20 protein-coding genes are annotated in these 24,000 nt (G+C 34.1%); 5 read left to right on the forward strand and 15 right to left on the reverse strand.

All coding sequences use genetic code 11. From position 1 onward, the window contains the following. The first annotated feature begins 44 nt into the window (after positions 1 to 44). A complete protein-coding gene (locus tag EDD72_RS00810) occupies positions 45 to 3,086 on the forward strand; it encodes a helicase-related protein (protein ID WP_132766729.1) in 3,042 nt (1,013 codons plus the stop codon). A 337-nt stretch (positions 3,087 to 3,423) separates the two neighbouring features. Here the strand turns inward: EDD72_RS00810 and EDD72_RS00815 are convergent, their stop codons facing one another. The 15 genes from EDD72_RS00815 to EDD72_RS00875 all read right to left on the reverse strand — a co-directional run bounded on the left by EDD72_RS00815 (position 3,424) and on the right by EDD72_RS00875 (position 19,290). Next, entirely contained in the window at positions 3,424 to 3,645 is a 222-nt protein-coding gene (locus EDD72_RS00815; protein ID WP_132766730.1) for a YdbC family protein, read from the reverse strand. After that, positions 3,638 to 4,375, reverse strand: coding sequence for a hypothetical protein (locus EDD72_RS00820; RefSeq protein ID WP_132766731.1), 738 nt, complete (start codon positions 4,373 to 4,375; stop codon positions 3,638 to 3,640). Before EDD72_RS00820 ends, EDD72_RS00815 begins: the two co-directional genes overlap by 8 nt. Positions 4,376 to 4,451: 76 nt before the next feature. Beyond that, a complete protein-coding gene (locus tag EDD72_RS00825; protein ID WP_132766732.1) occupies positions 4,452 to 7,409 on the reverse strand; it encodes a type III restriction-modification system endonuclease in 2,958 nt (985 codons plus the stop codon). A gap of 3 nt (positions 7,410 to 7,412) precedes the next feature. Then, positions 7,413 to 9,224 (reverse strand): site-specific DNA-methyltransferase, encoded by a 1,812-nt coding sequence (locus tag EDD72_RS00830; protein WP_132766733.1) that lies wholly within the window; start codon positions 9,222 to 9,224, stop codon positions 7,413 to 7,415. Positions 9,225 to 9,237: 13 nt separating this feature from the next. Continuing rightward, positions 9,238 to 10,017, reverse strand: coding sequence for a DUF4391 domain-containing protein (locus EDD72_RS00835; protein WP_132766734.1), 780 nt, complete (start codon positions 10,015 to 10,017; stop codon positions 9,238 to 9,240). A gap of 12 nt (positions 10,018 to 10,029) precedes the next feature. Then, on the reverse strand, positions 10,030 to 12,987 hold the full coding sequence (locus tag EDD72_RS00840; protein WP_243643737.1) for a helicase-related protein: 2,958 nt from the start codon (positions 12,985 to 12,987) through the stop codon (positions 10,030 to 10,032). Further along, positions 12,944 to 13,213 (reverse strand): phospholipase D-like domain-containing protein, encoded by a 270-nt coding sequence (locus EDD72_RS12765; RefSeq protein WP_243643738.1) that lies wholly within the window; start codon positions 13,211 to 13,213, stop codon positions 12,944 to 12,946. The genes EDD72_RS00840 and EDD72_RS12765 overlap by 44 nt, the downstream gene beginning before the upstream one ends. 582 nt (positions 13,214 to 13,795) lie before the next feature. Further along, positions 13,796 to 13,993, reverse strand: a complete 198-nt coding sequence (locus EDD72_RS00845; protein WP_132766735.1) for a gamma-glutamylcyclotransferase family protein — start codon at positions 13,991 to 13,993, stop codon at positions 13,796 to 13,798. A gap of 132 nt (positions 13,994 to 14,125) precedes the next feature. Next, positions 14,126 to 14,446, reverse strand: a complete 321-nt coding sequence (locus tag EDD72_RS00850) for an HIRAN domain-containing protein (protein ID WP_132766736.1) — start codon at positions 14,444 to 14,446, stop codon at positions 14,126 to 14,128. Between the two features lie 87 nt (positions 14,447 to 14,533). Continuing rightward, complete coding sequence (locus EDD72_RS12415; RefSeq protein WP_165894876.1) at positions 14,534 to 14,671, reverse strand: hypothetical protein; 138 nt, start codon at positions 14,669 to 14,671, stop codon at positions 14,534 to 14,536. A 127-nt stretch (positions 14,672 to 14,798) separates the two neighbouring features. Beyond that, positions 14,799 to 15,668, reverse strand: a complete 870-nt coding sequence (locus EDD72_RS00855) for a gamma-glutamylcyclotransferase (protein WP_132766737.1) — start codon at positions 15,666 to 15,668, stop codon at positions 14,799 to 14,801. A 95-nt stretch (positions 15,669 to 15,763) separates the two neighbouring features. Then, positions 15,764 to 16,600 (reverse strand): DUF4352 domain-containing protein, encoded by an 837-nt coding sequence (locus tag EDD72_RS00860; protein WP_132766738.1) that lies wholly within the window; start codon positions 16,598 to 16,600, stop codon positions 15,764 to 15,766. Positions 16,601 to 16,651: 51 nt separating this feature from the next. Further along, a complete protein-coding gene (locus EDD72_RS00865; protein WP_132766739.1) occupies positions 16,652 to 17,056 on the reverse strand; it encodes a DnaA N-terminal domain-containing protein in 405 nt (134 codons plus the stop codon). Positions 17,057 to 17,096: 40 nt separating this feature from the next. Next, the gene (locus EDD72_RS00870; RefSeq protein WP_132766740.1) at positions 17,097 to 18,056 is read right to left on the reverse strand and encodes a helix-turn-helix transcriptional regulator; all 960 of its coding nucleotides are present in this window, start codon (positions 18,054 to 18,056) and stop codon (positions 17,097 to 17,099) included. Between the two features lie 61 nt (positions 18,057 to 18,117). Next, positions 18,118 to 19,290, reverse strand: a complete 1,173-nt coding sequence (locus EDD72_RS00875) for an MFS transporter (protein WP_132766741.1) — start codon at positions 19,288 to 19,290, stop codon at positions 18,118 to 18,120. Between the two features lie 268 nt (positions 19,291 to 19,558). Here EDD72_RS00875 and EDD72_RS00880 point away from each other — a divergent pair, with 268 nt between their 5' ends. The 4 genes from EDD72_RS00880 (at position 19,559) to putP (ending at position 23,758) form a co-directional block, all read left to right on the forward strand. Then, a complete protein-coding gene (locus EDD72_RS00880) occupies positions 19,559 to 20,392 on the forward strand; it encodes a 5'-methylthioadenosine/S-adenosylhomocysteine nucleosidase family protein (RefSeq protein WP_132766742.1) in 834 nt (277 codons plus the stop codon). After that, a complete protein-coding gene (locus tag EDD72_RS00885; protein ID WP_132766743.1) occupies positions 20,358 to 21,368 on the forward strand; it encodes a spore photoproduct lyase family protein in 1,011 nt (336 codons plus the stop codon). The genes EDD72_RS00880 and EDD72_RS00885 overlap by 35 nt, the downstream gene beginning before the upstream one ends. Before the next feature lie 70 nt (positions 21,369 to 21,438). After that, a complete protein-coding gene (locus EDD72_RS00890; protein WP_132766744.1) occupies positions 21,439 to 22,155 on the forward strand; it encodes an SDR family NAD(P)-dependent oxidoreductase in 717 nt (238 codons plus the stop codon). 154 nt (positions 22,156 to 22,309) lie between these two features. Then, positions 22,310 to 23,758, forward strand: a complete 1,449-nt coding sequence (putP, locus tag EDD72_RS00895; RefSeq protein ID WP_132766745.1) for a sodium/proline symporter PutP — start codon at positions 22,310 to 22,312, stop codon at positions 23,756 to 23,758. Positions 23,759 to 24,000: the final 242 nt, after the last annotated feature.

Below are 24,000 nucleotides of genomic sequence, written 5' to 3' on the forward strand. Positions count from 1 at the left end.
ATATTAATTTATCATATTGGTAAAAGATTGGAAGTGTTTTTGTAATGTTTAATCAATTTTTCCAGCATTTTAATATTTTCTTAAACAAATTAGACCGCAAAAGAAATAACTTAGTAGTTTTTAAAGGATTCCCCAATGAATGGATTTCTAAAATTGATTACCAAAAACTCTTTTCAATTCCTTTAGGCGAATTATTGAGTGAGCTTCCAAAGAGAAAAATGGAATTAATAACAGAAGCAGTTATGAGGCTTAATCAATCTCCGGATATTTATTGGTGTACCTATGAAGAATTGATTACCGCTTCTAAAGATACAATAGAGACCTTTGCTGATGTTCATATATTAAACAACAACCTCTATCAATACTATTATCCTCTCACATATTCGATAGATGAAATTGATCATATTTATTTAGAATACTATGAGGATATTGATAACCACCATGATATACCTGATGAAATTCAATACATTAGTTCATATTATGGGAATATCTTAAAAACAAGAAATGGAAGATTTTACGTTTCTTACATTGATAACTACGGAGAAATAGACTTGTTTAATAACGAAAAGGACATCTCCTCCTTTCCCATTACCAAAACAGCACAAAATTTTATTGAGTTATCAGAAGATGAAGAACCATTTTTAGAACTTATTTCTCAATTATCTAAAAATAGTAAAGAAATAAAAGCTCTTCATTTTACGTGGAAAGGAGATATTCAACAATTTAGTCAAAATTACCTTAATAGAATTCAAATCTTACAATCCTTACTACCAGATTTAAAGATTTACCAATACCAAAAAAAAACTGAATCCAAAGGTATTGCTAGAGAGAAAGAATATGAGAAAATATTAAAAAAATATTGGGGTTACGATCATTTCCGACCATTAAGAATGTATAAAAACGTAGATGATATTGAAAATCCTAAAGAAATTATTTATATATCCCAATCCCAAATTATTGATGATATTGTAACGCAAGCTGAACTTGCCTACAAAGATGAAACTTTCCGGGATGTTTTTACCACTTCACCAACAGGGGCTGGAAAATCGGTTATGTTTCAAGTTCCAGCTATTTATTTGGCTGAGAAATATAATCTATTAACTATTGTTATTTCACCTTTAATTGGGTTAATGAAAGATCAGGTATATGGTTTGCATGAAAGAAATGTTTATTTTTCAGCAACCATTAATTCTGAAATTTCTCCTGTTGAAAAAATGAATATATCGACGAAGATTGCAAATGGTGAAATTTCAATCTTGTATATCTCGCCCGAAACCTTACTTAGTCGTTCAGATATCAGCATGTTAATTGGAGATAGAAAAGTCGGACTTTTTGTTATTGATGAGGCACACATTGTTACTACTTGGGGGAAGGCGTTTCGATCAGATTATTGGTATTTGGGTAGTTATTTACAAAAACTTCGTAAACAGATGAAATTTCCCGTTGCCACGTTTACAGCGACAGCCATTTACGGTGGAATTGAGGATATGTACTCAGAGACTAGGGATAGCCTCATGCTTATTAATCCTATCAACTATTTTGGTTACGTTAAACGGGAGAATATTAAAGTTTCTTTAAAAAGCGTATCATTTACTTCAACAAAAGAACAAGAATACCGACTACAGAAGTACTCTTTGCTTCACGAAAGATTAAAAAGATCGTATAAAAGGAAGAAAAAAGTATTAGTATATTTCCCGTTTGTTTCAATCCTTCGCCAATTTAATGATTACATACTGGCACACGCCAATCACGAATTGGCCAATTCCGTTTCTACTTATTATGGAACGATGAAAAAAGAGGAAAAGAATGAAAGCTTTCTAAAGTTCAAAAATGGAGATTCACTAATTATGCTGGCAACAAAAGCGTTTGGTATGGGAATTGATATTCCTGACATTGATACCGTAATACATTTTGCCCCAACTGGAAATGTATGTGATTATGTACAGGAAATAGGTCGTGCCGCTAGATCTCTTGATGAAGGAAAGGCATATTTTGATTTCCTTCCAAAGGACTTTAATCATGTAAAGAAACTCCATGGGATTAGTACGATTCGTAAAGCACAATTAATCCAGGTTATGGACAAAATTCTAATGCTATATAAAAAAGAAAAAAGTAATAAACCAGCTCGTAATCTTCTTGTTAGTTCAGAGGAATTTCGCTACATTTTTGAACGTAATTTTAATTCTGATCAGGATGATGATCTAGATAACAAATTAAAAACGGCACTATTAATCATTGAAAAAGATTTCATTAATAAAATGGGCTACTCCCCTATTATTGCAAGACCGAGAAATATATTCTCAATTGAGTACATGAAAGTAAAAAGGGAAATCGAAGATGACTTTGTTAAAACTTATGGGCCCTATATTCAAAAAATAAAAAGTTTAAATGAAGAATATTTTGGGGGGATATATAAGTTTAATTTAAAAGAATTATGGGAGATAAAATACAAAGATATGACATTCCCAAAATTCAAGTTTTTATTACATCATAAAGATGATAACCTTAAATTTAAACACATTGAATTTATCGAATCCGTACTAAATGTTGAGATAGATTTACAAAACAAAAACCAATATCAATTTTTAAAGAATATTGAAGATACAATAAGTAAAATTGAAAAATTGTTTAGTCCATATATTTATAATCAGGAATATTTCTCCTTAAACAGCCTTACGACTTCAGTTTCTAGCTTATTTAGGAAATCAAAATACCAATCTGAAGCAATAGCAAATCAACTCATTCAAAGCATTATAAGTTACCAAGATGTAGTCAATCGCAACCAAAATCACAGACTATCGATCATCACCAAGAGGGAAAATCAATCCGAAATAAAATATAAGGTTTTTCCTAATTTAAACGAATTTACACGATTCTTAAACCATCATGTAAATAAGCTATTACAAATGTCCGCTTTAAATTATAATGAAAATTATGAAGTTTATCTACCAAAATCCCATACTTATGAATTAGAAAAAACATTTATCTCACTTGGTCTATTGAAATGCTTGACCTGTTATTGTATGAAGTTAGGGGTGGAGATAACCCTGAAATCTTTATACGTATTAACTCGAAACTCCAAATAGAAAATACGATTAAGAATCCAGAGAATTATGATAACACAATCTTAAGCAATGTTCACAAACGACACCGAATCTCAGTAGCAATGCTGACTTATCTATTTAAAACCGAAGCAAATACTGAGGAGTTTTGGGATAAAATTGAAGATTATTTTCTTGGAAGGATACCTACTGAGGTATTAAGTAGTATTTAAGATAAAATTAAACTAAAATAAGAAGAGCCGAAACTTTTTATAATAAAAGTTCGACTCTTTTTGTATGGCAAGATCTTTATCCATTATAATTTGAGTACCAGTATGAAAGCAAAAAAATAACCACCGACGTATCGATGGCGATATTATCATTAGATCTCTAAGTTGTTCAATATATTTCTTAATTCCATTAATTCTTCTTTTGTTAGCGTGATTCCCTTTCCCATCTTATCATGGTCAGGCGACCAATCTCGCAAATCATATTTAGGGGCTTTATTATTCCAACTTATTAGGTTGAGTTCTTTCGTCCAGCCTTTTGGACTTTCTGATAGAATCCCCACATTTTTAATGATATCGTACTTGATTTCAGCCATTATGAAACCCCCCATTTTTATTTTCATTATGTAATGAAGAATAGTCTGTTTTAAAGAAGAGTTTGTAATCTGAGATTTTAAAATCATATTTTTGTAGCATCTTTGCGATTAAATTTCGAATAGAATTTGCACTCATATTTGTTTCAATAAAAATATCCGCCGATTTTAACTTTACAGGTTTTCTCATCTCAGATTCAACTTTAGAGAAATATTGAACTTTTTTCCCATTCATTCTTCTATCATATTGAAATTGTTCAAACTTATCCATATCTAACGTGTATAAAATCTCTGATGTTTTTAATAGTACCTCTTGCCATGTCCTAACTTCGTACTTTTGCCCTTTAAATTGAAAGGAATGAGGACGTACATGGGTAAAATCCTCATATAACGTATGTGGTATATTGAAATCAACTAGACACTCATTATAATTCGGAGAAGATTTAGTACTTTCCTCCTTCTCATTTTCAACCTCATCTATTATATTGTCAGGTTCAATATCATTAAAGATTTGCCTTAACATCGTTTCATAGTTATATACTGCTTCAGATAATTCTGTCAAAGATTTTGTCTTGTTGTAATCTCTCTTATTTAAAGCATGAGTGATCTTATTATTAATGTCCTTAATTAATTCATCGATTGAATAAAGCAATAAATCTATGCTTTCACCAATGTCTATTGCCTTTTCCGGAAATTCCTTATTAATAATAGCTAAAATTTGTTCCATTCTCATGTTTATCTCCCCCACGATAAAATGAACAGCACAAGAATTAGGGTCTCTTGTGCTGTCTATATTATCTGTCCCTTCATTATTTATTTTGTACCTTCAACATAAACTGATTAACATCACTTTCCGGCCCTTCAAAGATTACATCAGTATTCATTGCTTCGAAATGCTTTCTTGCATACTTAATCTTTGCTTGTTCCTCTGGCCGTAGGAAAGCCTCTACATCTGTTCCTTTTGTTTCTATCACAAAATAGAGTTTTTCTTCCCCATCCTTATTGATCACAGCTGCCCAATCTGGGTTATAATCTCCAATTGGTGTTTCAATCTTAAACCAGCTTGGAAGTTTCACATATACTTTTACATTCTCATCATTTTCAAAGCGTTTCGCAAAATTTGCTTCCACATCCGAATCATAGATGACATGGTCAAAAGGAGATTTCTTGCTTTGAAGTGCGTTATCATTTAAATATGCTAAAAGTTCTTCATTTTGGAACAACTCGACACCATAGTATGAGTCGTCACCAATCTTGTAATATTTTACACCATCTCCTAATAACAGCTTCAATTCACGCTTAATTATTTTGGTAACTACTTCAATGAACTTTTGGGGATTATTCTTAAAATCTTCAAGTCGTTTGCTCCCCGTTAATATTTCAACAATGGTTCTTCTGGTTAAATTTGTGCGATTCTGCAATTCAGTGATAATATCTGGTAAAGGATGTTGAACCGTTACATAATCTTCAAATCGCTCACTCACTATCGAACCTTGTATACCAGTCGTGCGATCTAGTTTCGAAATTCCATCTTTTCGACTCAGAATTCTCATTTTTTCAATTCGATCCATCTTCTGAATACTTCCAATCGACTTATTAATTAATTCACGGCTATCATAATCAATAGTAAACACGGTTTTGTATTTGATTTTATCCCATAACTCTAAGAATTCTCTGCTGTCGATTATAGCTTTATTTAATTTAACTTTTTTCTTTTTACTTGCATCCTTAATAGGTAAGCGGTTTATAATGTGTTTCAATTCCCTTATAATCGTCGGTCTCCAAGGAGAGAACTCTTCAGGTAGATGAAGTTCATAGTTTTCTATCGCTTCTTTAAGTATTGATGTGGCCTTATCTTTCTTATCGATGTACCCGTTGGCCTTCAAACTATTATATAGTCTCTCAGATACTTCATACCCCATAGCCACTGGTTCATCAGTGCTGTCGTCAATATAGGCTAACTTAGCAAACATATGCTTCTCGATCTTTCCAAATGTAATTCCCGTTTGTTCTTCCATTTCAGTTTGTAAATTAGCCACAAAATCTTCATAAGATTCATTGGCCATCACCGTTAATGTATTCACATGATAGTCTTGTACTCGTTCTCCTTTTTGATTTACCGCTATGCGAAGACCACGGCCAATCTCTTGTCTACGACTTACATAGGTTCCAGCGGAATCTTTTAAGGTACAGATTTGGAATACATTTGGGTTATCCCACCCCTCACGCAATGCAGAATGGGAAAAGATAAAACGAAGGGGTTCGTCTAGACTCAACAATCGTTCCTTTTCCTTCATGATCAGACTATATACATCTGTATCTGCTTGTGTGTTTCCATTTGTATCCTTTAACTTTCCCTTTTTATCTTGCGCAAAATAACCATTGTGAATCTTTTCTATATCCATATCACCATCTATATCATTGAATAATGTACGATATTTTGGCTTCTGAATAAGCTTTTTGTATTCTTCTTCAAACATGATGGCATATTTGCCTTTTACTGGATTCCCATCTTTATCGTAATCACGATAGTTTGCAACCTTATCAATAAAAAATAGGCTTAATACTTTAATTCCACGAGGATTTAAACGTAATTCTTTATCTAGATGTTCTTCAATTGTTTTTCGGATTTGATATCTTTTAATCGTATCATCGTCAATATCGCCAATCGATTCACCAACACGTAAATAATGGCCGTTCACTTCAATGGATTCATTGCCTTCTGTCCAATCGATTTGCTCAACAAGATAATTCCGATATATCTCACGTTCACCTGATACATCATACAGATCATCCCCATATTTAACGTTTTTGACCATTCTTTTTACTTTTCCACGCGATTCTACATCTAGTTCGATTTTTGCTTTGCCTTCTTTTACTTCTACCAATCTAATATAAGGTAGATTAAACGACTGTTCTGATCTTACAGACATGACTTCAATTTTCTTTACCAACTTCTCATTATAAGCATCTACTGCATCTAATCGATAAATCATATTGTATTTATCGACGTGTGTTGCAGAGTAACGAAGCGTACATAATGGATGCAAAGATGAAATCGCTTCCTTTGACTTTGGTGTGGTGTCCACACTTTGTGGCTCATCAATGATTACTATCGGATTGGTTTGTTGGATAAACTCAATGGGGCGATAACCATTTAAACGATCGTTAGCTCGATGAATGACATTTGCTTTATCCTCTTTTTCAGGATCCTCAAAACTTTTGCGAAAAGCATCAATATTGATAATCATCACTTGTATGGAAGTAGCTGTAGCAAAATTACGCACTTGGTCGAGTTTACTTGAATCATATATGAAATACTCTAAAGGTGTTCGATCATACAATTCTTTAAAATGCTGCTCCGTGATTTGAAGGGATTTATACACTCCCTCACGAATGGCTACAGATGGAACAATAATCACAAATTTAGTAAAACCATAATGCTTATTTAACTCGTAAATGGTGCGTAAATATACGTAAGTTTTCCCAGTACCTGTTTCCATTTCAATTGTGAAATTTAGTCCATTTAAAGATTCACTTCTTGATAAACCATTCTTTATCTGTATTTCTTGAACATTCTTCAAAATCTCATTTGGCGTTAAATCCAATCGGTTTCCAATTCCTAAATCGGTCTGAATCATCCCGGCATCCTCTCCATAAGATACCGTAAAGTTTGATTGTTTCACTGGTTGTCCTTTAAAGATATTTACAACAGAATCAATAGCTTGGCGTTGATAAGGTAAGTCAGAGATAAATTTTAACTTCATCCTTTACACGCTCCTTACATCCGTGATTCCGTTTTTCTTTAACGTTTGAATTGCATTTGTTTTTACTGAATCACTGATGAAACCTGACTCTTTAAAAATAAACTTGGTATCGAACCCTTCTGGTTTTAGCTTAATCATTTCGTTTACAATCTCTTGGTCAATGTTATCTTCTAAACATAAGAGAACGGAACCATAGGCAACATTATATATAGTTCTACCATTAAAATCTATTTCCTCAATCTGTGTTGTTAATGGAATACCTATTTTTAATAAAATTTCATATAGTAAATCCTCTTTAGTGCGATCTTTTTTGATGTTTTCTTTCCAATTAGTGATATCATTTTCCAAATTTTCGTAATCTGGATCCCATGGTTTTAGATTTGATGAGTCTAATTTGAAAACTTTAAAACCAATGTCTAAATCCGTTTTACCTGTTTCTTTTACAATTTTATCTCCAGCACGGCGAATTCGTTCTTTACCAATTTCGCATATATTTTTATAACCAGCTTTAAAAGCCTCGGAGTTTTCATCAGTTAATTCAGGTAACTGCACCATGATAAATTTACGATTTCCGCCATCTTCTGCATTTATTTGCATGACTGCATGTGCTGTTGTTGCTGAGCCGGAGAAGAAATCTAATACAATGGAATCTTGGTTCGTACCAATTTGAAGAAGTATTTTGATTAACTTTGCAGGTTTGGGATATGAAAATAATTTATCCATACCAAAAATATCTTTAAGTTCATTATTTCCTAGTGAATTATCTCCAGCAAAATCTCTTTTAAAAAGTGTAGTTGGAACCAAACCATCTTGTACTTCAGATAAGTATCTTTTTAAAGTAGGGTATGATTCACCTTCTCCCCATAAAATTCTATTCTCTAAAATTGCAGCTTTTATAGTTTCTTCACTATATCTCCAGTATTTACCCTGTGGCCTTTTTAAAATAACACCATTTGGTTTCTTTATTTCATAATCTGCTTCATAGGGATTATTAGCATAGATTGGATCGCTTTTCCAGGGCCCTTTAGGATCGTTATCTGGATTTGTATAGCTATCAGTATTTTCTCTTGGTATCAAATTTCGATCCCAAAAAATTTTATTTTTGGTGTAACATAAAATATATTCATGAGAGTCTGAGAAATATTTAGCGGAATTTTTCCTAGTATGTATTTTTTCCCAAATAATTTCAGCAATGAAATTTACCTCTCCGAAGATCTCATCACATATTTTTCTAATATTATGAACTTCATGATCATCAATACTTATAAATACAACACCATCTTCAGTTAATAAGTTTCTAGCCAATTTCAATCTTGGATACATCATATTCAGCCAATCTGTATGATACCTTCCATTGCTCTCTGTATTTGCCCTCGTTGTTTGATGCGTTAATTCCTTATAGTTTTTTATATTATCCCGAAAATCATCTTTATAAACGAAATCCTTTCCCGTATTATAAGGCGGGTCGATGTAGATCATCTTAATTTTTCCAAAATAAGATTTTTGGAGAAGTTTTAACACCTCCAAGTTATCCCCTTCAATATAAAGGTTTTCTGTTGTATCCCAATTTTTACTTGATTCCTTATCTGGACGTAGCGTACCTGTTGAAGGGGTTTGAGCTAATTTTATCGCTTGTGTTTTTCCATGCCATGTGAATTCATATTTTTCCTTACGTATTTCAATTTCTTCACCTAGTATAAGTTTTAATTTATCAAAGTCTATTTTTCCTTCAGTTACGATCTCTGGAAAAAGCTGTTTTAGTGCATTAATGTTCTCTTGTGTTAAGTCGAGAGATTTACCATCTAGTTTTTGCATTACGGATTCTCCTTTACAATGTTAATTGTTGTTTTAATTCAGCAATTTTTTTCTGTAACTGATAAATTTTCACGTTAAACTCTACTTTTTTATTGAACTGTGTTTCTTTTTTAATCGCTGTTTTAAGTTTAGATATCTCCGTCTCACACACGCTAATTTGTTGGATCAGTAATTGTTTTTGTAGTCTCTGTTGTTCGTCCTTAACAATTTGGAAATTCCCTATAATGTTGGCATTTTGAAAAGCCTGTACTGCTATATCGATATCTTTGTAGAATTCATAGAAATTAGCAAAATTAATCTTTGTAAGATGAACAGACTGGATAAAATCCTTAACTATTTGAGTTTGATAGTCTAAATTAATCCAAGTTGTATGATGGATTTCACCCAACACCACACTGGATCTATTTACTTTATTTAGTCGTTTCATACATGTGCTGATAAGAATATCATTGTTATTCATTTGAAAAACATTGATGGTTGGATTTGGCAATGTTCCATGTATAACCTCATCAATAACTGATATTTGCTTATCTGTCGCCGTTTCTCTTAATTGAATGGTGATGAACATAATCCCTTCATAATGAAATTCTTCATTTATAAACGGTTGAATGTTAATGGTTGAAGGAGTTAGTAAGAAAGTTAACTCCATTCGTTCGATAGCTTTTGTAATGACATCTTTTTCTTTTCGATTTAAATCTACATAATCATAAAAGTTTTTTTTGTCCAGTTTTTTATTTAAAGAAGGTAGTTTGCTTTCCAATCCAATCTGCCGATAAAAAGTTGAAGCAGACATAGACACCACCCTTTATTTTACAATGAGATAAGAAATGATCTCGAAATCTTGTAAGTGCGTATTCGCACTGTTCACTATACTGTCTAAATTGCCGAGGTTAAATATATCAAGGGTTACTTGTTGATCGATCTTGCCGACAATCTCTTCTATCGCTTTCTCTAGTAGGTCTTTATAGGTGTTCATGTATTTTCCGTCATTTGTTTCCTCGTAGAATAAGTTATACAATTGCTCTTCTACTTCCTGCTTACCATAACTTAACGAACGATAAATGTCTAATATCTTTTTCACATGAACATGATTGTAAAGGACTTCACCATTTTCTTTCATATAGATTAAATAATAAGGGTGGAGAGCATTTTTTTCATTTGATGTTGCGAAGTTATTGATTTGTTTTAAACAAAAAATAACTCCCCTTTCAATCTCCTCATTTAACTTTTCATTTCTGTTAGTGGTAATACTAAATAGTCCTAACGGGGCATTTTCTACTAAACTCTTATTTTTTTTCATAAAATTTAGTAGGTCCATTCTAAAGTCGTCCATTGTAAAATCCGTAAGTGAGATATTCCCAGAGATATCTTCTAAATCGATAACCTCATTTTGTAATTTTTCTAATTGTTTCCGACGATACTCTAAATCTCTCATTTCGTTTGCATTCTCGGATATCACATTTTCTTCCCCAGTTGAAGAAATATCCAAGATGGTCATACGATTCTTCACTCGACCTACTAAATTGATGTACTCATCTAGTTCCATAGAAGGCCAAAAATTGACAAGTTGTATGTTTTCATTTCGACTTCCTAATCGATCAATACGACCAAAGCGTTGGATAATCCGAACGGGATTCCAGTGAATATCATAGTTGATTAGATAATCACAATCTTGTAAGTTCTGTCCTTCTGATATACAATCTGTTGCAATCAAAATATCAATCTCATCAGCCATTCCTGGCATTACTTTTTCTCTTTCTTTCGAGATTGGTGAAAAACTCATCAATACATTATTGAAATCGATCTTCTTCAGCTTTAAGGTTGTTTTTGGATTGTCTGATCCTGTGACAATCGCCGTATGAAGATCAAAATATTGCAAAATCCAAGCATGTAAATTGTCATATAGATATTTTGCCGTATCTGCAAAGGCGGTAAATATCAATATTTTTTTGTTATCCCCGTTTAGCGGATTTTCAATTTTTCCTTTTATCGTTTCTTTTAGTTTTAATAGTTTTTGATCACGATCAGGTGTAATACTCTTTGCATAAGTTAATAGTTTTGATAATATTTCACGATCATATAATAAATCTTGTCGCCAGCGAATCAAATCAACATCTTTGAGTAAAATTTTTACTTTTGAACCAATAAGTGCATCTTCTAGTTCTGGATCTTCGAGATCTAGATTTAGAATGTCATTGGCAGTATCTATAGAAGGTGTATAATTTTCTATTTTGCCTAAAAAGGAATTGATGTTAAAAATGATACTTTCTAGCGTTAAGGAAAACGAGTGTACAGAACTTTCTAGTCGTTTTAATAAATTAGACTTCATTAAATAAATCAAGTTATCTTCACGGTCTGTTTGTCTGAACACTTTTCCATTTGCTATCTTTGTATCATATTTTTCACTATACAACTCTCTCATATGTGGCAAAATGTATTGCATCGGGGAATATACAGCCAAGCGTAATCGCAAGATGTCGTTGTTTATTTTCTCAAGAGCAGGAAATTGATTCTCTTTGTCAATCTCCGTTTTAATATTTATTGGATCTAATCGATTGGGGAATTTTCCTATCTCGTTCATATTATAATATTTCTCAATGTGACGACGTGATCGAGCAATCGTTAATGAATCTAATAATGCGAAGTAATCCCAACTTAACATATCTAACAATCGTTCAGTCGTTCGACTTTCTTCGGGTAATTCGCTCCATCTGTTAAATTGAGATTGAACAACGCGAATGGTTTGAGAGATATTTTTTATATTAGCCGATTCTAATAGTGCTGAGTCATCTCCTTCAGTAATAAAAGCAATTTGATTTTTCAGATCATCTAGTTTGTTATTTACCGGTGTTGCAGACAACATTAACACTTTAGTTTTTACGCCTGATTTGATAATATCATTCATCAGTCTTGAATATCTTGTGACTCGATCATTCCGAGCCTCATTGTTTCTGAAGTTATGGGATTCATCAATAACAACTAAGTCATAATTTCCCCAGTTGACGTGTTCTAGATTAATATCACCACTAAATCCGCCTTGACGTGACAAATCAGTATGATTTAATAAATCAAACGAAAAACGATCTTCAGATAGAAGATTACGTTTATCGTTCAGGCGATAGATCGACCAGTTCTCCCTTAATTTTTTCGGAGCCAAGACCAATACCCGATGATTTCGCAATTCATAGTATTTGATGATCGCTAAGGCTTCAAATGTTTTTCCTAAACCAACACTGTCTGCAATGATGCATCCACCAAATGTTTCTATTTTGTTAATGGCTCCTACTACACCGTCTTTTTGAAAGTCATAGAGTTTATTCCATATTTTTGTATTTTGAAACCCTGTTTTTGTTTGTAATATATCAATACTCCGATTCCCCTCTAGAAAATCTTTAAACAGATTATAGAGGGTAACAAAATAAATAAATTCAGGGGAATTCTCACGGTATAACAACTCGATACGCTGTAAGATTTGCTCTTTCACATCTTCTAACAGTTGGTCATTTCTCCATATTGCATCAAAATTTCGCAGAAGCTGATTATTCGTTTCTTCATCATCTACGATATTATTTATGTACATGTTTGATGAATTGCTGTAACCTAATCCTGGGCTTGAGAAAGGAGCACCACCAACTAAACCAATCTGCTTCCCATCTTTGTTTTGAATATGATACAATCCACCTTGAATGCGTTGTCTAGTCACAGATTTTATTTGTGCTTTATTCTTTAGCCATTTCATCTGCCCCATATAGCATTGCTTCATTTTTCTTAATTTGATCTCGAATTAAGTCCTTACCTTCAATAAATGCTGGTTCTGTAAAGATAAATCGAAATTCATCAATTTGCCTCAGTTCTTTCTTTAACTCAACAAAGGCATAAAGGGTAAAATGTGCTGCTGCAACAGAGATTTTGCTGCCTTTTGAAATATTCTCTTTAAGAACATCCCCTACCAAACCTGTTTGTTTATTATCGATTATCCCTTTTGACATTCTATAGTCGCTCTCCCTTTTTTGACGAATTCCATTTTCTTTCCATTTGTATAGTTCAATAATACCATAATAAATTCCTTTTTACCCTTGAATTTGAAAAAAGCCCAAAAAGGGCCCCTTTTAGTAAAATCTAAAATAAGTCCATTCTAGAAGGCAATTGCCCTCGTTCAACAACTCTTCCACTCCACAGATCCTAATACATAGTATAAATCGTTTTCGTTTCTTCTAATTCCATTTGGTCTTTCAACACTTCTAATTGCTTCGATATTGGTCAACTATCTAGCACATTGATGAGTAATTTGATTTTTTGCTAATTGTTTTGCTCTTTCGTATAACTGCTTCAGGATTGAATCTTCTATTGCAAAATCAATTACAGAAATCTGATCGATTCTTTTTGAAATAGTTCTTTTGCGTCTATAATAAGACCCATATATTCATCACTTGGGGCAATTTCCTTGTCGCTCTTATTCATCACTTCATACGTATAGACAGGAAGTTCGATTCCATCTATTTTGACATGAACGGTGATTTGTTGGTATGCAGGATTTTTAGCGGTAGCTCCTTCTCTTGCATCAAGGTTCTTTAAGTATCAGGATTTGTCAATTTAATCAGTTCACCTTTGACAATACCACTTCCTGTAACTACCGCGGGAAAATGCCCTAGATTGATCATCCATCCATTCATCATGGCTTTTTTCAGGGATTTTACATTGGGTTGAATAAGATTATGATTCACTTCCCCTTCACGTAACGTTCCATAAACAAAAACTTTGTTTGTGATATATCAATTCACATCTTTTTCTTTTGTCGCTTAATTATTTCAAAAATCTTCTTACAATCTCTGGCATAAAAAAGGCAAAGCGGATCAACGCTCTGCTAAAAAAATCTTGTATAAATTGTCTCTTCATACTTCTTAAATAAACTCATGGTCTTCTTCACCTAACAATTCTACGATGACATCGCCTTTTACAATAAAAATAACTCTACCATAACAATGGTCTTCAAATGTATCGTAGATTCTCCCTGCGCTTCTTGTTCCTTTGGCAACGGTATGAGTACTATTGGCCACATATCCAACAGTACCTATAGGTTCCGATTCAACCTTAATCGCTTCATCATCATATGGATTGTCATAGTCTTTGATCAATTTCACTTTTTGACCTACTTTGAATACTTCTGGTCCATAGTAATGTTTACTCCCGACCACGGTAACATAAAGAGGCTTAACATTCATCCTAATCCCTCCATTATACATGTTACTTATATCTAAGCATGAGATTTTGACAGTATGTGGTCAGGGAATAAATGTTTGTCTGTAAAATTATAAATTTTTTCTGCTTTGCAATATCGCTTCAGATAAAACTTCTAATTGGTTTTTTTGATCTGATGTATCGAAAACTGTAGGAAATTCGATTTGTTTTACATCAGTAAGATCGACTATGATTGATTTCTTCTGCAAACACTTACCAACTTAGTTGTTTTGCAATCGATTTAATTTCTTTACGCGATTGATCGGCTTCTGTATCTGAGAATAAAATCATAAGAATCTTCACTCCCGTAGACAAGCTAAGGGTACACAATTGAATTTATTTCATTTTTAACTCCTCCATATGCTCCTTTAGTTTCTTCCTGTACTCCTCGCTTAATAAATCACTTCCTTCCATAATTAATCCCATGTATTTATCGCTTGGAGGAATTTCTTTTTCACTTTTATTGACAACCTCATAGGTATAGACAGGAAGATCAAGTCCATCTATTTTAACATTCACTTTAATTCTTTTGTATATAGGGTTAACTAAATGTGGGGAAGCTTCTTCTCGAGCATCAAGATTTTCCAGATTTTCAATGGGGATCAGATACAAGATACCTTCCATTTTTGTTCCAGGTTGACTTACAATATCTGCGACACCTCCTTTACGATGATGAGAATATCGGGTAAAGGCCACTTGGTAGTTTACCAATTCGGCTTTGCCAATGACTTCAAATTCAGGGACGTCATTTCTTAAAGAATTCCTACTCATACTGGACCCATAAGCGAAATATAAAAAGTGGGTTTCTTGGTCTCTATTCTTCCAATCGCCATTGACGATAAAGGGAAATTTTCTCGTTAAATCTTCTTTTTCCCTTTCTGGGAACACATAAACTTCACAGTTTTCTTGCTTGCCATCTTCAGTCATTACTGTTGTCTCGATTCGGTCATAGTAGTTCATCTCAGAACCTTTGCCATAATATTCTTCTAATCGATCCATCACTGCAAAAGCTTCCTCTGGGTTATTTAATTCGATGAGTTCTCCTAGAATAATACCTTTACCTGTTATAACAGCTGGATAAGATCCAAGATTCACCATCCAACCTCTCATTATTGCTTTTTGGGATGATTGAACATAATCCTTGATCAGGAAGTGATTGGATTCCCCTTCTCGTAATGTTCCATAGACAAATACTCTATTATTCATAAAAAATCTCTCCCTCTAAAACGATTTCTCTAAACAATGTATAAGATAAGATCCCATTGAAAAAATCCCCTACCTTTCATAGTAGGGGAAGAATATTAAAACTTGATTTCAAATTCAAATGGCTTGAAATTGAGTTCGTAGTTATCTGATGAACCTTCAAAAATTACCTTTAGTGTACCTGATTGAGTTTCAAGTGCTGAGAAAGTCAAAATTCCTTCTGATCTTACACCAGGTAATAACTCTGATTGAACCTTTGGATAATTTGCTTCAAAATTATCTTCCAACTCATACTGTTTATTATTCATGACTAGTTTAGTATTAAAGTCAAAGAAATTAATTTTATTTTTACTCTGATTCGTTACCGTCACATAAATTCTTGTCTCTGCTTTTGCTAATTCTAGCTTAGTCAACTTTATAATATATCCATGTTGGTTGATTTCTTTGTTCACGTCAATCGTCTTAATGGCTGGAGCAAAGGCAGTTGCATAATCGCTTTTTTCTATTTTATCCGCAATAATCACTGGTGCCTTAATCGTTCCTCCAAGAGCATTTTCCCCTTCAAAAACTTTCTCTACCTTTCCAATAACATGAATAATATCCCCTACTTTTACATCCAAGTTTGGATCTTTAATCGCAATGACAGTATTTTTCTCACTATTTTTCGGATCAGCAAAAGCTTGCAAGTATGTACCTTGGTTATCTTTTTCCGGTACTGTAAAGATTTTGGCGTAGAAATCTACTTTTGCTCCTTTGTAATCGTTTGGATTGGTATACATTTTTTCAAACTCTTCTTTTGTTAAAACTTTAGAGTCGTCTTTTGTTTCCGGAGCAGAAGTTTCTTTAGTTGCAGGGCTTGAACTTGTGCTTGAAGATAAACATCCTCCTAGAATAATGAGAATAATGGCAAAAATAATAATGAAAGTTTTTTTCAAAAAAATTCCCCCTCGTATTTTTACTTTCATTATATTGGGGGGATTTGACATTTATTTGTCAGGGAACGAAAGTTCTTCCAACATCCGCATTATTTTTTCATTTTGTTCTTTTACTTCTTGTGTTTCCCGCAGAATCTCATTTAACAGTTGAAACATTTCTGTTATTTCGTTCTCTTGAAACCGCCTTCTTTTCCTCATTGGTTCATCCATTCGTTCTCTAGTTACAATAACATAGGAGTCGATGTCGCTCTTCACTTCATCAATTGCTTCATCAATTAAGCTCATATACCTAGATTCGAGCCAATCTCTCGCAAATTCGTTCTCGGCTTCGATAATTAGTTCTCTTTCATCTTTTATGTAGCCTCTTGAATTTTGAAACCAAGTCTCGAAACTTGGTCTACTAATTTGGCCCTCAATATACGCTAAGATTTGCTTCCAAATGTCCGAACTTTCCATGGTGATCACCTCAATCTAAATTTTTTTCTTTAAATCATGTTTATCTTTCATATAATTGAGTCCATTTTCTAAGCATCTCTCTCATCTTTCCTCGATATTCCTTTGGCTCAAGAATCTCTGCCTCAGGACCATATTGATACAACCAATTGAGAAATTCCCGATCATGATTTACCGTTACTTCAAAAAGGAGATGGCCGTCGTTAAGATCCGTCAATTTCGGGGTGACAAAGAGCTCTTCTTCTTTCAAGTAGCGAGCGACATTGGGGCTGAATTTCACTTTGAACGTAATTTTCTTTCCCCCTCGTTCGATGGACCAAGTGTTTTTTAGATAGTTTTGGATGTTGAAGTCTTTCATATCAAAAGGTTTGTCTGTAATTTGAACATCTAGAAAACGACTGATGCGAAAGGTTCGAACATCTTTTTTCGTGTGACAATAACCAATGAGATAAAACCGTTGTTCTCGTGGTACTAGATAGTAAGGATCGATTTCTCTTTTAGAAGTTTTATCGCGACTTTGGGTATGATAGACCGTCATAATCGTTTTCTTAGCTAAGATAGCTTGAATGATCGGTAGCATAAAATTGGTTTTATCTTCGCGATACGCTGGTGTTCCCATCTGAATAATGTCAGTTACTTTTTGTAGGAGATCGTCATTTTGTTTTTTCTCCTTTCTGTATGTGGCCATCACCTTTTCATAAGCGGTATCAAAGCCTTGAGGAAGCATAGATCTTACAGACTCTAGAATTGAAGGCATCATCGAAAAAGATAGCGCTTCTTGTTCATCCCAATTGAGAGGATAAAGAGAGAAATTGCCAATAAATTGATAACCTTTCCCATGACCTAAGTTGGTAATGGGTGCAATTAAGCTTAAGATTTCAAGGTCACGATATATCGTCCGTTCTGAAGTCTCACATTTTTCAGCTAATTCCCTAGCTAGAATCCCTGGTTTGGCTTGAATGAGAGTTAAGATTCGCAATAAACGAATGATTTTATCATTCATCGTGGTGGAACCTCCATTTTATCTTCCTTTTATTTGATTGGTAATATTTGTAGTGATGAACCTAATTCTCCTTTTCATCAGTAAATGGCACATCAACTTTTGCTTTGACAGACCCAACGATAAGAAAGACCCCAGTTATTAGGAACACACTTGCAAAGCCAAGTAAATTAGCAAAAATTCCAAATAAAATAGGTCCCAAAACTTGTGTTAATCGGTTGGAAGTCAGTCTTAACCCTAATCCTTCTCCTACCCGATCCTCTGGGAGAGAAAGTATCGTTGTCGTAATGGATAAAGGTTGCCCTATCCCTAATCCCATCCCAAGAATTAATGACAATAAAGTCAATAAAAGTAAATTGTTAAAAAGAGGGAAAAGTAAAAAGGTTATTCCAGATATGAGAATAGAACCGACAATCACTTGATTTCTAGTGAAACGATCTAATAATATGGGTAAAACCCAACGAATAAATATCCCTGCTCCTGCATTTAGAGCAATAATAAATCCGATCATTGTATTAGAAATCTCGCTTTTGGTAGCAATCAACGGGAAATAGGTGCCAAATATATCTTTACCAATCAAGATTAAAGAACTGATGAAAAATGCTTTTCTTACATTTGGAATTGTTAAAAGTTCAAAGATATTCCCTTTCAGAGAATCAGGTGAATGTGATGACGTTATCCGATTTTCTCTTAATATCAGTGTAAATAAGGAAGAGATAAGTCCTAGATTTGCTAAATAGAAGAAAGCACGAAAATATCCAAATCGATCAGAAAACAAGCCACCTAACAGGGGCCCAAGTAAACTTCCTACCGAGACGCCAATGCTGAAAATCGCAATATTAATTTCTCTCTTACGTGGATCTTTCGTATTTCCTGCATAGCTTTGGGCAGACACTGCCAATATGGTCTGGGAGATCCCCGATAACAATTGAGAAAGACCAACTCCACCAATCGTGGGAGAAAAAGCTGGAATCATTAACGCAATACTTCCAAAAAACGTACTAATGAGAAGTGGTTTTTTCGAACCGACACGATCTACCCATTTCCCCATTTTTATCGCAAAAAAGAGAGGAAAAAATGAATATAATGAAACAATGAAACCAATTTGCCATGTACTAGCATTTAACTCGTTCGCTAATACTAAAGATATAAGTGGTCTTGTTCCCCCGATTCCAATCATAAAAAAGGCAGATATAATTGCTATAATATAGTAATCCAATGTTCTATTTTCTCCCATGCTTTTACCACCTAAATCATCTTTTCTGCTCACAAAGCCACAAAAAGCGGATCCAACCAACAAGTACTGTTCAACGATTTCTCAATTTTTAAAAATTTTATCAGATACAGTATACCAAATAAATCCAAAAAAACATCCCCATAAAAAAACTCATTAAAATACTAGTTCTCTACTTCTTCAGTATTTTTCCATAACAATGAATGGGTTTGGCGATTGGTACATTGTATAATAGATCTATCAACACTTTTTTTATAGACAGGTGATCTGTATGATCTTCATCGTGAGTGCATTGTATCCTGAAGCCAAACCATTGATCGAGTATTTTCAACTGAAAAAAGTTTCGCAAATCTCTAGGATCCAACTCTATGAAAATAACGGGATTGTTCTCGCAATAAGTGGTGTGGGTATCATCTCTTCTGCGATTGCTACAACTTATCTATTAACAAAATATGAAGCAAAGGCCACTGATACCATTTTGAATATTGGGATAGCTGGAGCAGCGAGGCTAAAGTTCGAAACAGGCGATCTCATCTACTGTCACAAAATCATTCATCATGATACAAGACGTAACTACTATCCAGACATCCTGGTAGAACATTCTTTTTCTGAAGGGGTGTTAGAGACGTTCTCTACAATCGTTGATCTATCAATGAACAAGGAAGTGATAGGGGATCTTGTCGATATGGAAGGGGCTGGATTTTTTGAAGCTGCTGCTACTTTCTTACCCCCTCATCAAATTCATGTGCTAAAAATTGTTTCTGACCAATTAAAGCCTACTGTTGTTACATCTTATGATATTTCGCAATTGATAAAGAATCAACTTGAGTCGATTGCTGCATTTATGAAGAATTTGCAAGAGGTTTCTTTTACCGATCCAGAGGTACTAACAGAAGAGGATCTGCAACTTTTACAGCAACTTCGAGATCACCTTCGTCTAACCATTACCATGTATCATCAATTGATTCATCTTACAAAACAATATAAAATTCGTACCAAAGAACCTTTAGATACCTTGCAATCGTATCTTGATGTTGAGGTAAAAACTAAGTCTGAAGGGAAGACCTATTTTGAACAAATCCGCAAACAACTTTTATACACCTAGGTTTTCTCATATCTATGTTGAGAAAAACATGAAAAATCATCCGATGGCGCAAAAAATTCTTAAGCGTTTTCCCAATGCTAGAGTAATTGAAATCGATCAGTATCAAGAAGTTTTCCATCGTCCAAAACAAAACTTTTTCGTTCAAAAAAATTCACAAAAGCTTATTTTAGCGGAAAAAAAAGATCATTATTTTTATCCTGGTGCAGAAGTTTGTCATGATTTCGGGAACCCACATTTTTACTACTCGACGAACATCTTAAATTGTATTTATCATTGTGATTATTGCTATTTACAAGGAATGTTTTCTTCTGCTAATGTCGTGATGTTTGTGAATCTAGAAGATTATTTTGCTAAATTAGATCAGATGTTAGAGAAACATTCTGTCTATCTTCCTATCTCTTATGATACCGATCTACTCGCATTTGAGAACGTCGCTCCATTTACAGCGGAATGGATTCACTATGCCAAAAAACATGCCAATTTAACGATTGAGATTCGAACGAAAAGTGCCAACTATCGAGCAATTCGTCATTTAGAACCCTTGAACAATGTGATCTTGGGATGGACGATATCACCCGATTTTATCGTGAAACATTATGAACGAGGCGCCTCTTCTTTAGAAGCAAGGCTTGCGAATATCAGACAAGCGATCCATGATGGATGGAAGGTAAGACTAAGTTTTGATCCTCTTTTACACATTGATGATTGGCAAGAGCACTATCAGGAGTGTGTGGAGCAAACGTTTACGACAATACCTGCTGAGAAAATACTAGACGCTAGTGTTGGGGTTTTTCGAATGCCTAAGGATTATCTGAAGAATATTCGTAAATATCGAAATGACTCTGATCTGATTTACTACCCTTATGAGCATATGGATGGGGTTTATACCTATCCGAAAGCAATCCGTGATCAACTGGTTCAAGAAGTTACTCAGATGATCGAAAAATATATACCGAAAGAAAAAATCTATACGTGAAGGATATCGGGAGAAGAGAGGTACATTGCAAAGAAAAAGTGATTTAAAACCTTAAAAAAGGAGAATTGCAATGAAAACAGCTATCGTAACAGGAGCATCCTCAGGGATTGGTTTAGCAATCGCGAAAAAATTGAATCGATTAGGTTTTGTGGTGTATGGATTAGCAAGAGATTTTTCAAAAACGGACGATCAACACGAACACTTTCAAAAAATCGTTTGTGATGTCACAGATACGAAACAACTCATTGAAGTAACAAAAAAAATAAAAGAACAAGAGAAAGACATTTTTATCTTAGTCAATAATGCAGGAGTGGGCTATTTTGGTCCTCATGAAACCTTAAGTCCAAAACAAATTGAAACCATGATCGCTACAAATCTCCAAGCACCACTGATTCTCAGTAATTTATTATTGCGAGAACTTCGCAAATCAAAAGGATATATCATTAACATTTCTTCAATCACTGCGAAAAAGTCAAGCTCCTTTGGCTGTGCATACTCAGCAACAAAGGCAGGACTTTCCCATTTTGGGATCAGCCTCTTTGATGAGGTTCGTAAATCAGGGGTGAAAATTGTCACCATCCATCCAGATATTACACAGACACCTTTTTATGACCACCTTGATTTTCAAGAAGGTGACGTACCTGAGAGCTATATTACACCTGAATGTGTGGCAAATGCTGTTGAAACTATCCTTTCTCAACGAGAAGGTACGGTGCTGACAGAGCTTACCATTCAGCCACAGCGACATATGATTTCTAGAAAAAATCAAATAAAAAGAAGCAAATGAAATGAATGTTCCTTCTTATATCGAATATTGTAATTTTCATTATATAATAATTAAACAGAATTATCTATTTTATTATAATAAAGTACAATTTTTTAGAAAATTTTGATATAATTATTCTACAATCATAATTTTTTTAAAAAAAAGGGGGCTTTTTATGATCATTTTTTCGGTAGTGGTGTATATGGTACTCATGCTTTATATTGGGTATTATGCCTACAAACGAACATCAGATTTATCTGACTACATGCTTGGTGGACGAGCATTAGGACCAGCTGTTACTGCACTTAGTGCAGGGGCATCAGACATGAGCGGTTGGCTTATGATGGGATTACCTGGAGCTATGTTTGCGAAAGGAATTAGTTCATCTTGGATTGTGATCGGTTTAACATTAGGTGCATGGGCAAACTGGTTATATGTTGCCCCAAGATTAAGAGCTTTTACCGAACTAAATAACTCGATTACCATTCCAGGTTATTTAGAAAAACGCTTCGAAGATCACGCGAAGATGTTACGTTTAGTATCAGGACTTGTTATTATGTTATTCTTTACATTTTATGTTTCTGCCGGAATGGTTTCAGGTGGAGTTTTATTTCAGAGTATTTTAGGTATTGATTATCACACTGGTTTATGGATTATTACTGGAGTCGTTATGGCTTACACATTGTTTGGTGGATTCCTTGCGGTTAGTTGGACAGATTTCGTTCAAGGACTCATTATGATTACTGCCTTAATTATGGTTCCTGTTGTAACGATCTATCATACAGGAAGTATTAACGATACCTTTAGTATTATCAAATCGATTGATCCTTCCTTATTAGATATCTTTAAAGGAACAAGTTTTGTAGGAATCGTTTCACTTTTCGCTTGGGGTCTTGGGTATTTTGGCCAACCGCATATTGTTGTTCGTTTTATGGCCATTACTTCTGTTAAGGAAATCAAAAAAGCTCGTCGAATTGGTATGAGTTGGATGATTTTCTCTACAGTTGGAGCAATGTTTACAGGTCTTATTGGTATAGCTTATTTTAAGAATCAAGGAATTAAATTAGACGATCCTGAAACAGTATTTATTAAATTAGGGCAACTCTTATTTCACCCAATTCTAACCGGTTTCTTAATCTCTGCTATTCTCGCAGCGATTATGAGTACAATCTCTTCCCAGTTACTTGTAACATCAAGCTCATTAACTGAAGACTTGTACAAAACATTCTTTAGACGCAACGCTTCGGATAAAGAGCTTGTTTTCTTGGGTCGCTTTTTCGTTTTCCTTGTCGCCATTATTGCCTTAGCTTTAGCTTGGACGAAGAATGATACAATTCTCAATCTTGTTGGATATGCATGGGCGGGTTTTGGAGCCTCATTTGGTCCAGTAATCCTTCTTAGCCTTTACTGGAAACGGATGACCAAATGGGGTGCTTTAGCGGGGTTGTTTTTTGGTGCACTAACAGTGGTTATTTGGCCAAAACTTCCTGTTGTGAATCAGCTTTATGAAATGGTTCCAGGTTTTGCGATAAGCTTACTCGCTATCACGATTGTAAGTTTATTAACCTCAAAACCATCCATTCAAATCGAAAAACAACTTGAATCGCTTAGTCAATCAATGTAATAATAATTGAGGCAGGTAGAACGATACCTGCCTTTAATTTTTTTCTTGAAACATATTAAACAAAACGCTGTTTTCAAGATAGATATTGATGAAGAGGTCCTTCTGCTTCAAAAGGGTGCAGCTTTGAGTATAAAGGCCCCTTCTGGTGCTGTAAAGTCTTTTGTGGTCTTTTCTAATTCCTTAAGCTCCTTTACAGAACAAAAAGGCGCGGTTTCTCTTAACTTAGAAACCGCGCCATTATT

Origin of the sequence: Tepidibacillus fermentans, from assembly GCF_004342885.1 — a bacterium.
Taxonomy (GTDB): domain Bacteria; phylum Bacillota; class Bacilli; order Tepidibacillales; family Tepidibacillaceae; genus Tepidibacillus; species Tepidibacillus fermentans.

Bases quoted from the DNA above. Each gene is read 5' to 3' on its own strand.
- putP (WP_132766745.1), top strand. From the start codon at position 22,310: ATGATCATTTTTTCGGTAGTGGTGTATATGGTACTCATGCTTTATATT.
- EDD72_RS00855 (WP_132766737.1), bottom strand. From the start codon at position 15,668: ATGAATAATAGAGTATTTGTCTATGGAACATTACGAGAAGGGGAATCC.
- EDD72_RS00820 (WP_132766731.1), bottom strand. From the start codon at position 4,375: ATGAGAATGGAACAAATTTTAGCTATTATTAATAAGGAATTTCCGGAA.
- EDD72_RS12765 (WP_243643738.1), bottom strand. From the start codon at position 13,213: ATGTCAAAAGGGATAATCGATAATAAACAAACAGGTTTGGTAGGGGAT.
- EDD72_RS00890 (WP_132766744.1), top strand. From the start codon at position 21,439: ATGAAAACAGCTATCGTAACAGGAGCATCCTCAGGGATTGGTTTAGCA.
- EDD72_RS00870 (WP_132766740.1), bottom strand. From the start codon at position 18,056: ATGAATGATAAAATCATTCGTTTATTGCGAATCTTAACTCTCATTCAA.
- EDD72_RS00850 (WP_132766736.1), bottom strand. From the start codon at position 14,446: ATGAATGTTAAGCCTCTTTATGTTACCGTGGTCGGGAGTAAACATTAC.
- EDD72_RS00865 (WP_132766739.1), bottom strand. From the start codon at position 17,056: ATGGAAAGTTCGGACATTTGGAAGCAAATCTTAGCGTATATTGAGGGC.
- EDD72_RS00880 (WP_132766742.1), top strand. From the start codon at position 19,559: ATGATCTTCATCGTGAGTGCATTGTATCCTGAAGCCAAACCATTGATC.
- EDD72_RS00840 (WP_243643737.1), bottom strand. From the start codon at position 12,987: ATGAAGCAATGCTATATGGGGCAGATGAAATGGCTAAAGAATAAAGCA.
- EDD72_RS00835 (WP_132766734.1), bottom strand. From the start codon at position 10,017: ATGTCTGCTTCAACTTTTTATCGGCAGATTGGATTGGAAAGCAAACTA.
- EDD72_RS00875 (WP_132766741.1), bottom strand. From the start codon at position 19,290: ATGGGAGAAAATAGAACATTGGATTACTATATTATAGCAATTATATCT.
- EDD72_RS00825 (WP_132766732.1), bottom strand. From the start codon at position 7,409: ATGAAGTTAAAATTTATCTCTGACTTACCTTATCAACGCCAAGCTATT.
- EDD72_RS00815 (WP_132766730.1), bottom strand. From the start codon at position 3,645: ATGGCTGAAATCAAGTACGATATCATTAAAAATGTGGGGATTCTATCA.
- EDD72_RS00830 (WP_132766733.1), bottom strand. From the start codon at position 9,224: ATGCAAAAACTAGATGGTAAATCTCTCGACTTAACACAAGAGAACATT.
- EDD72_RS00810 (WP_132766729.1), top strand. From the start codon at position 45: ATGTTTAATCAATTTTTCCAGCATTTTAATATTTTCTTAAACAAATTA.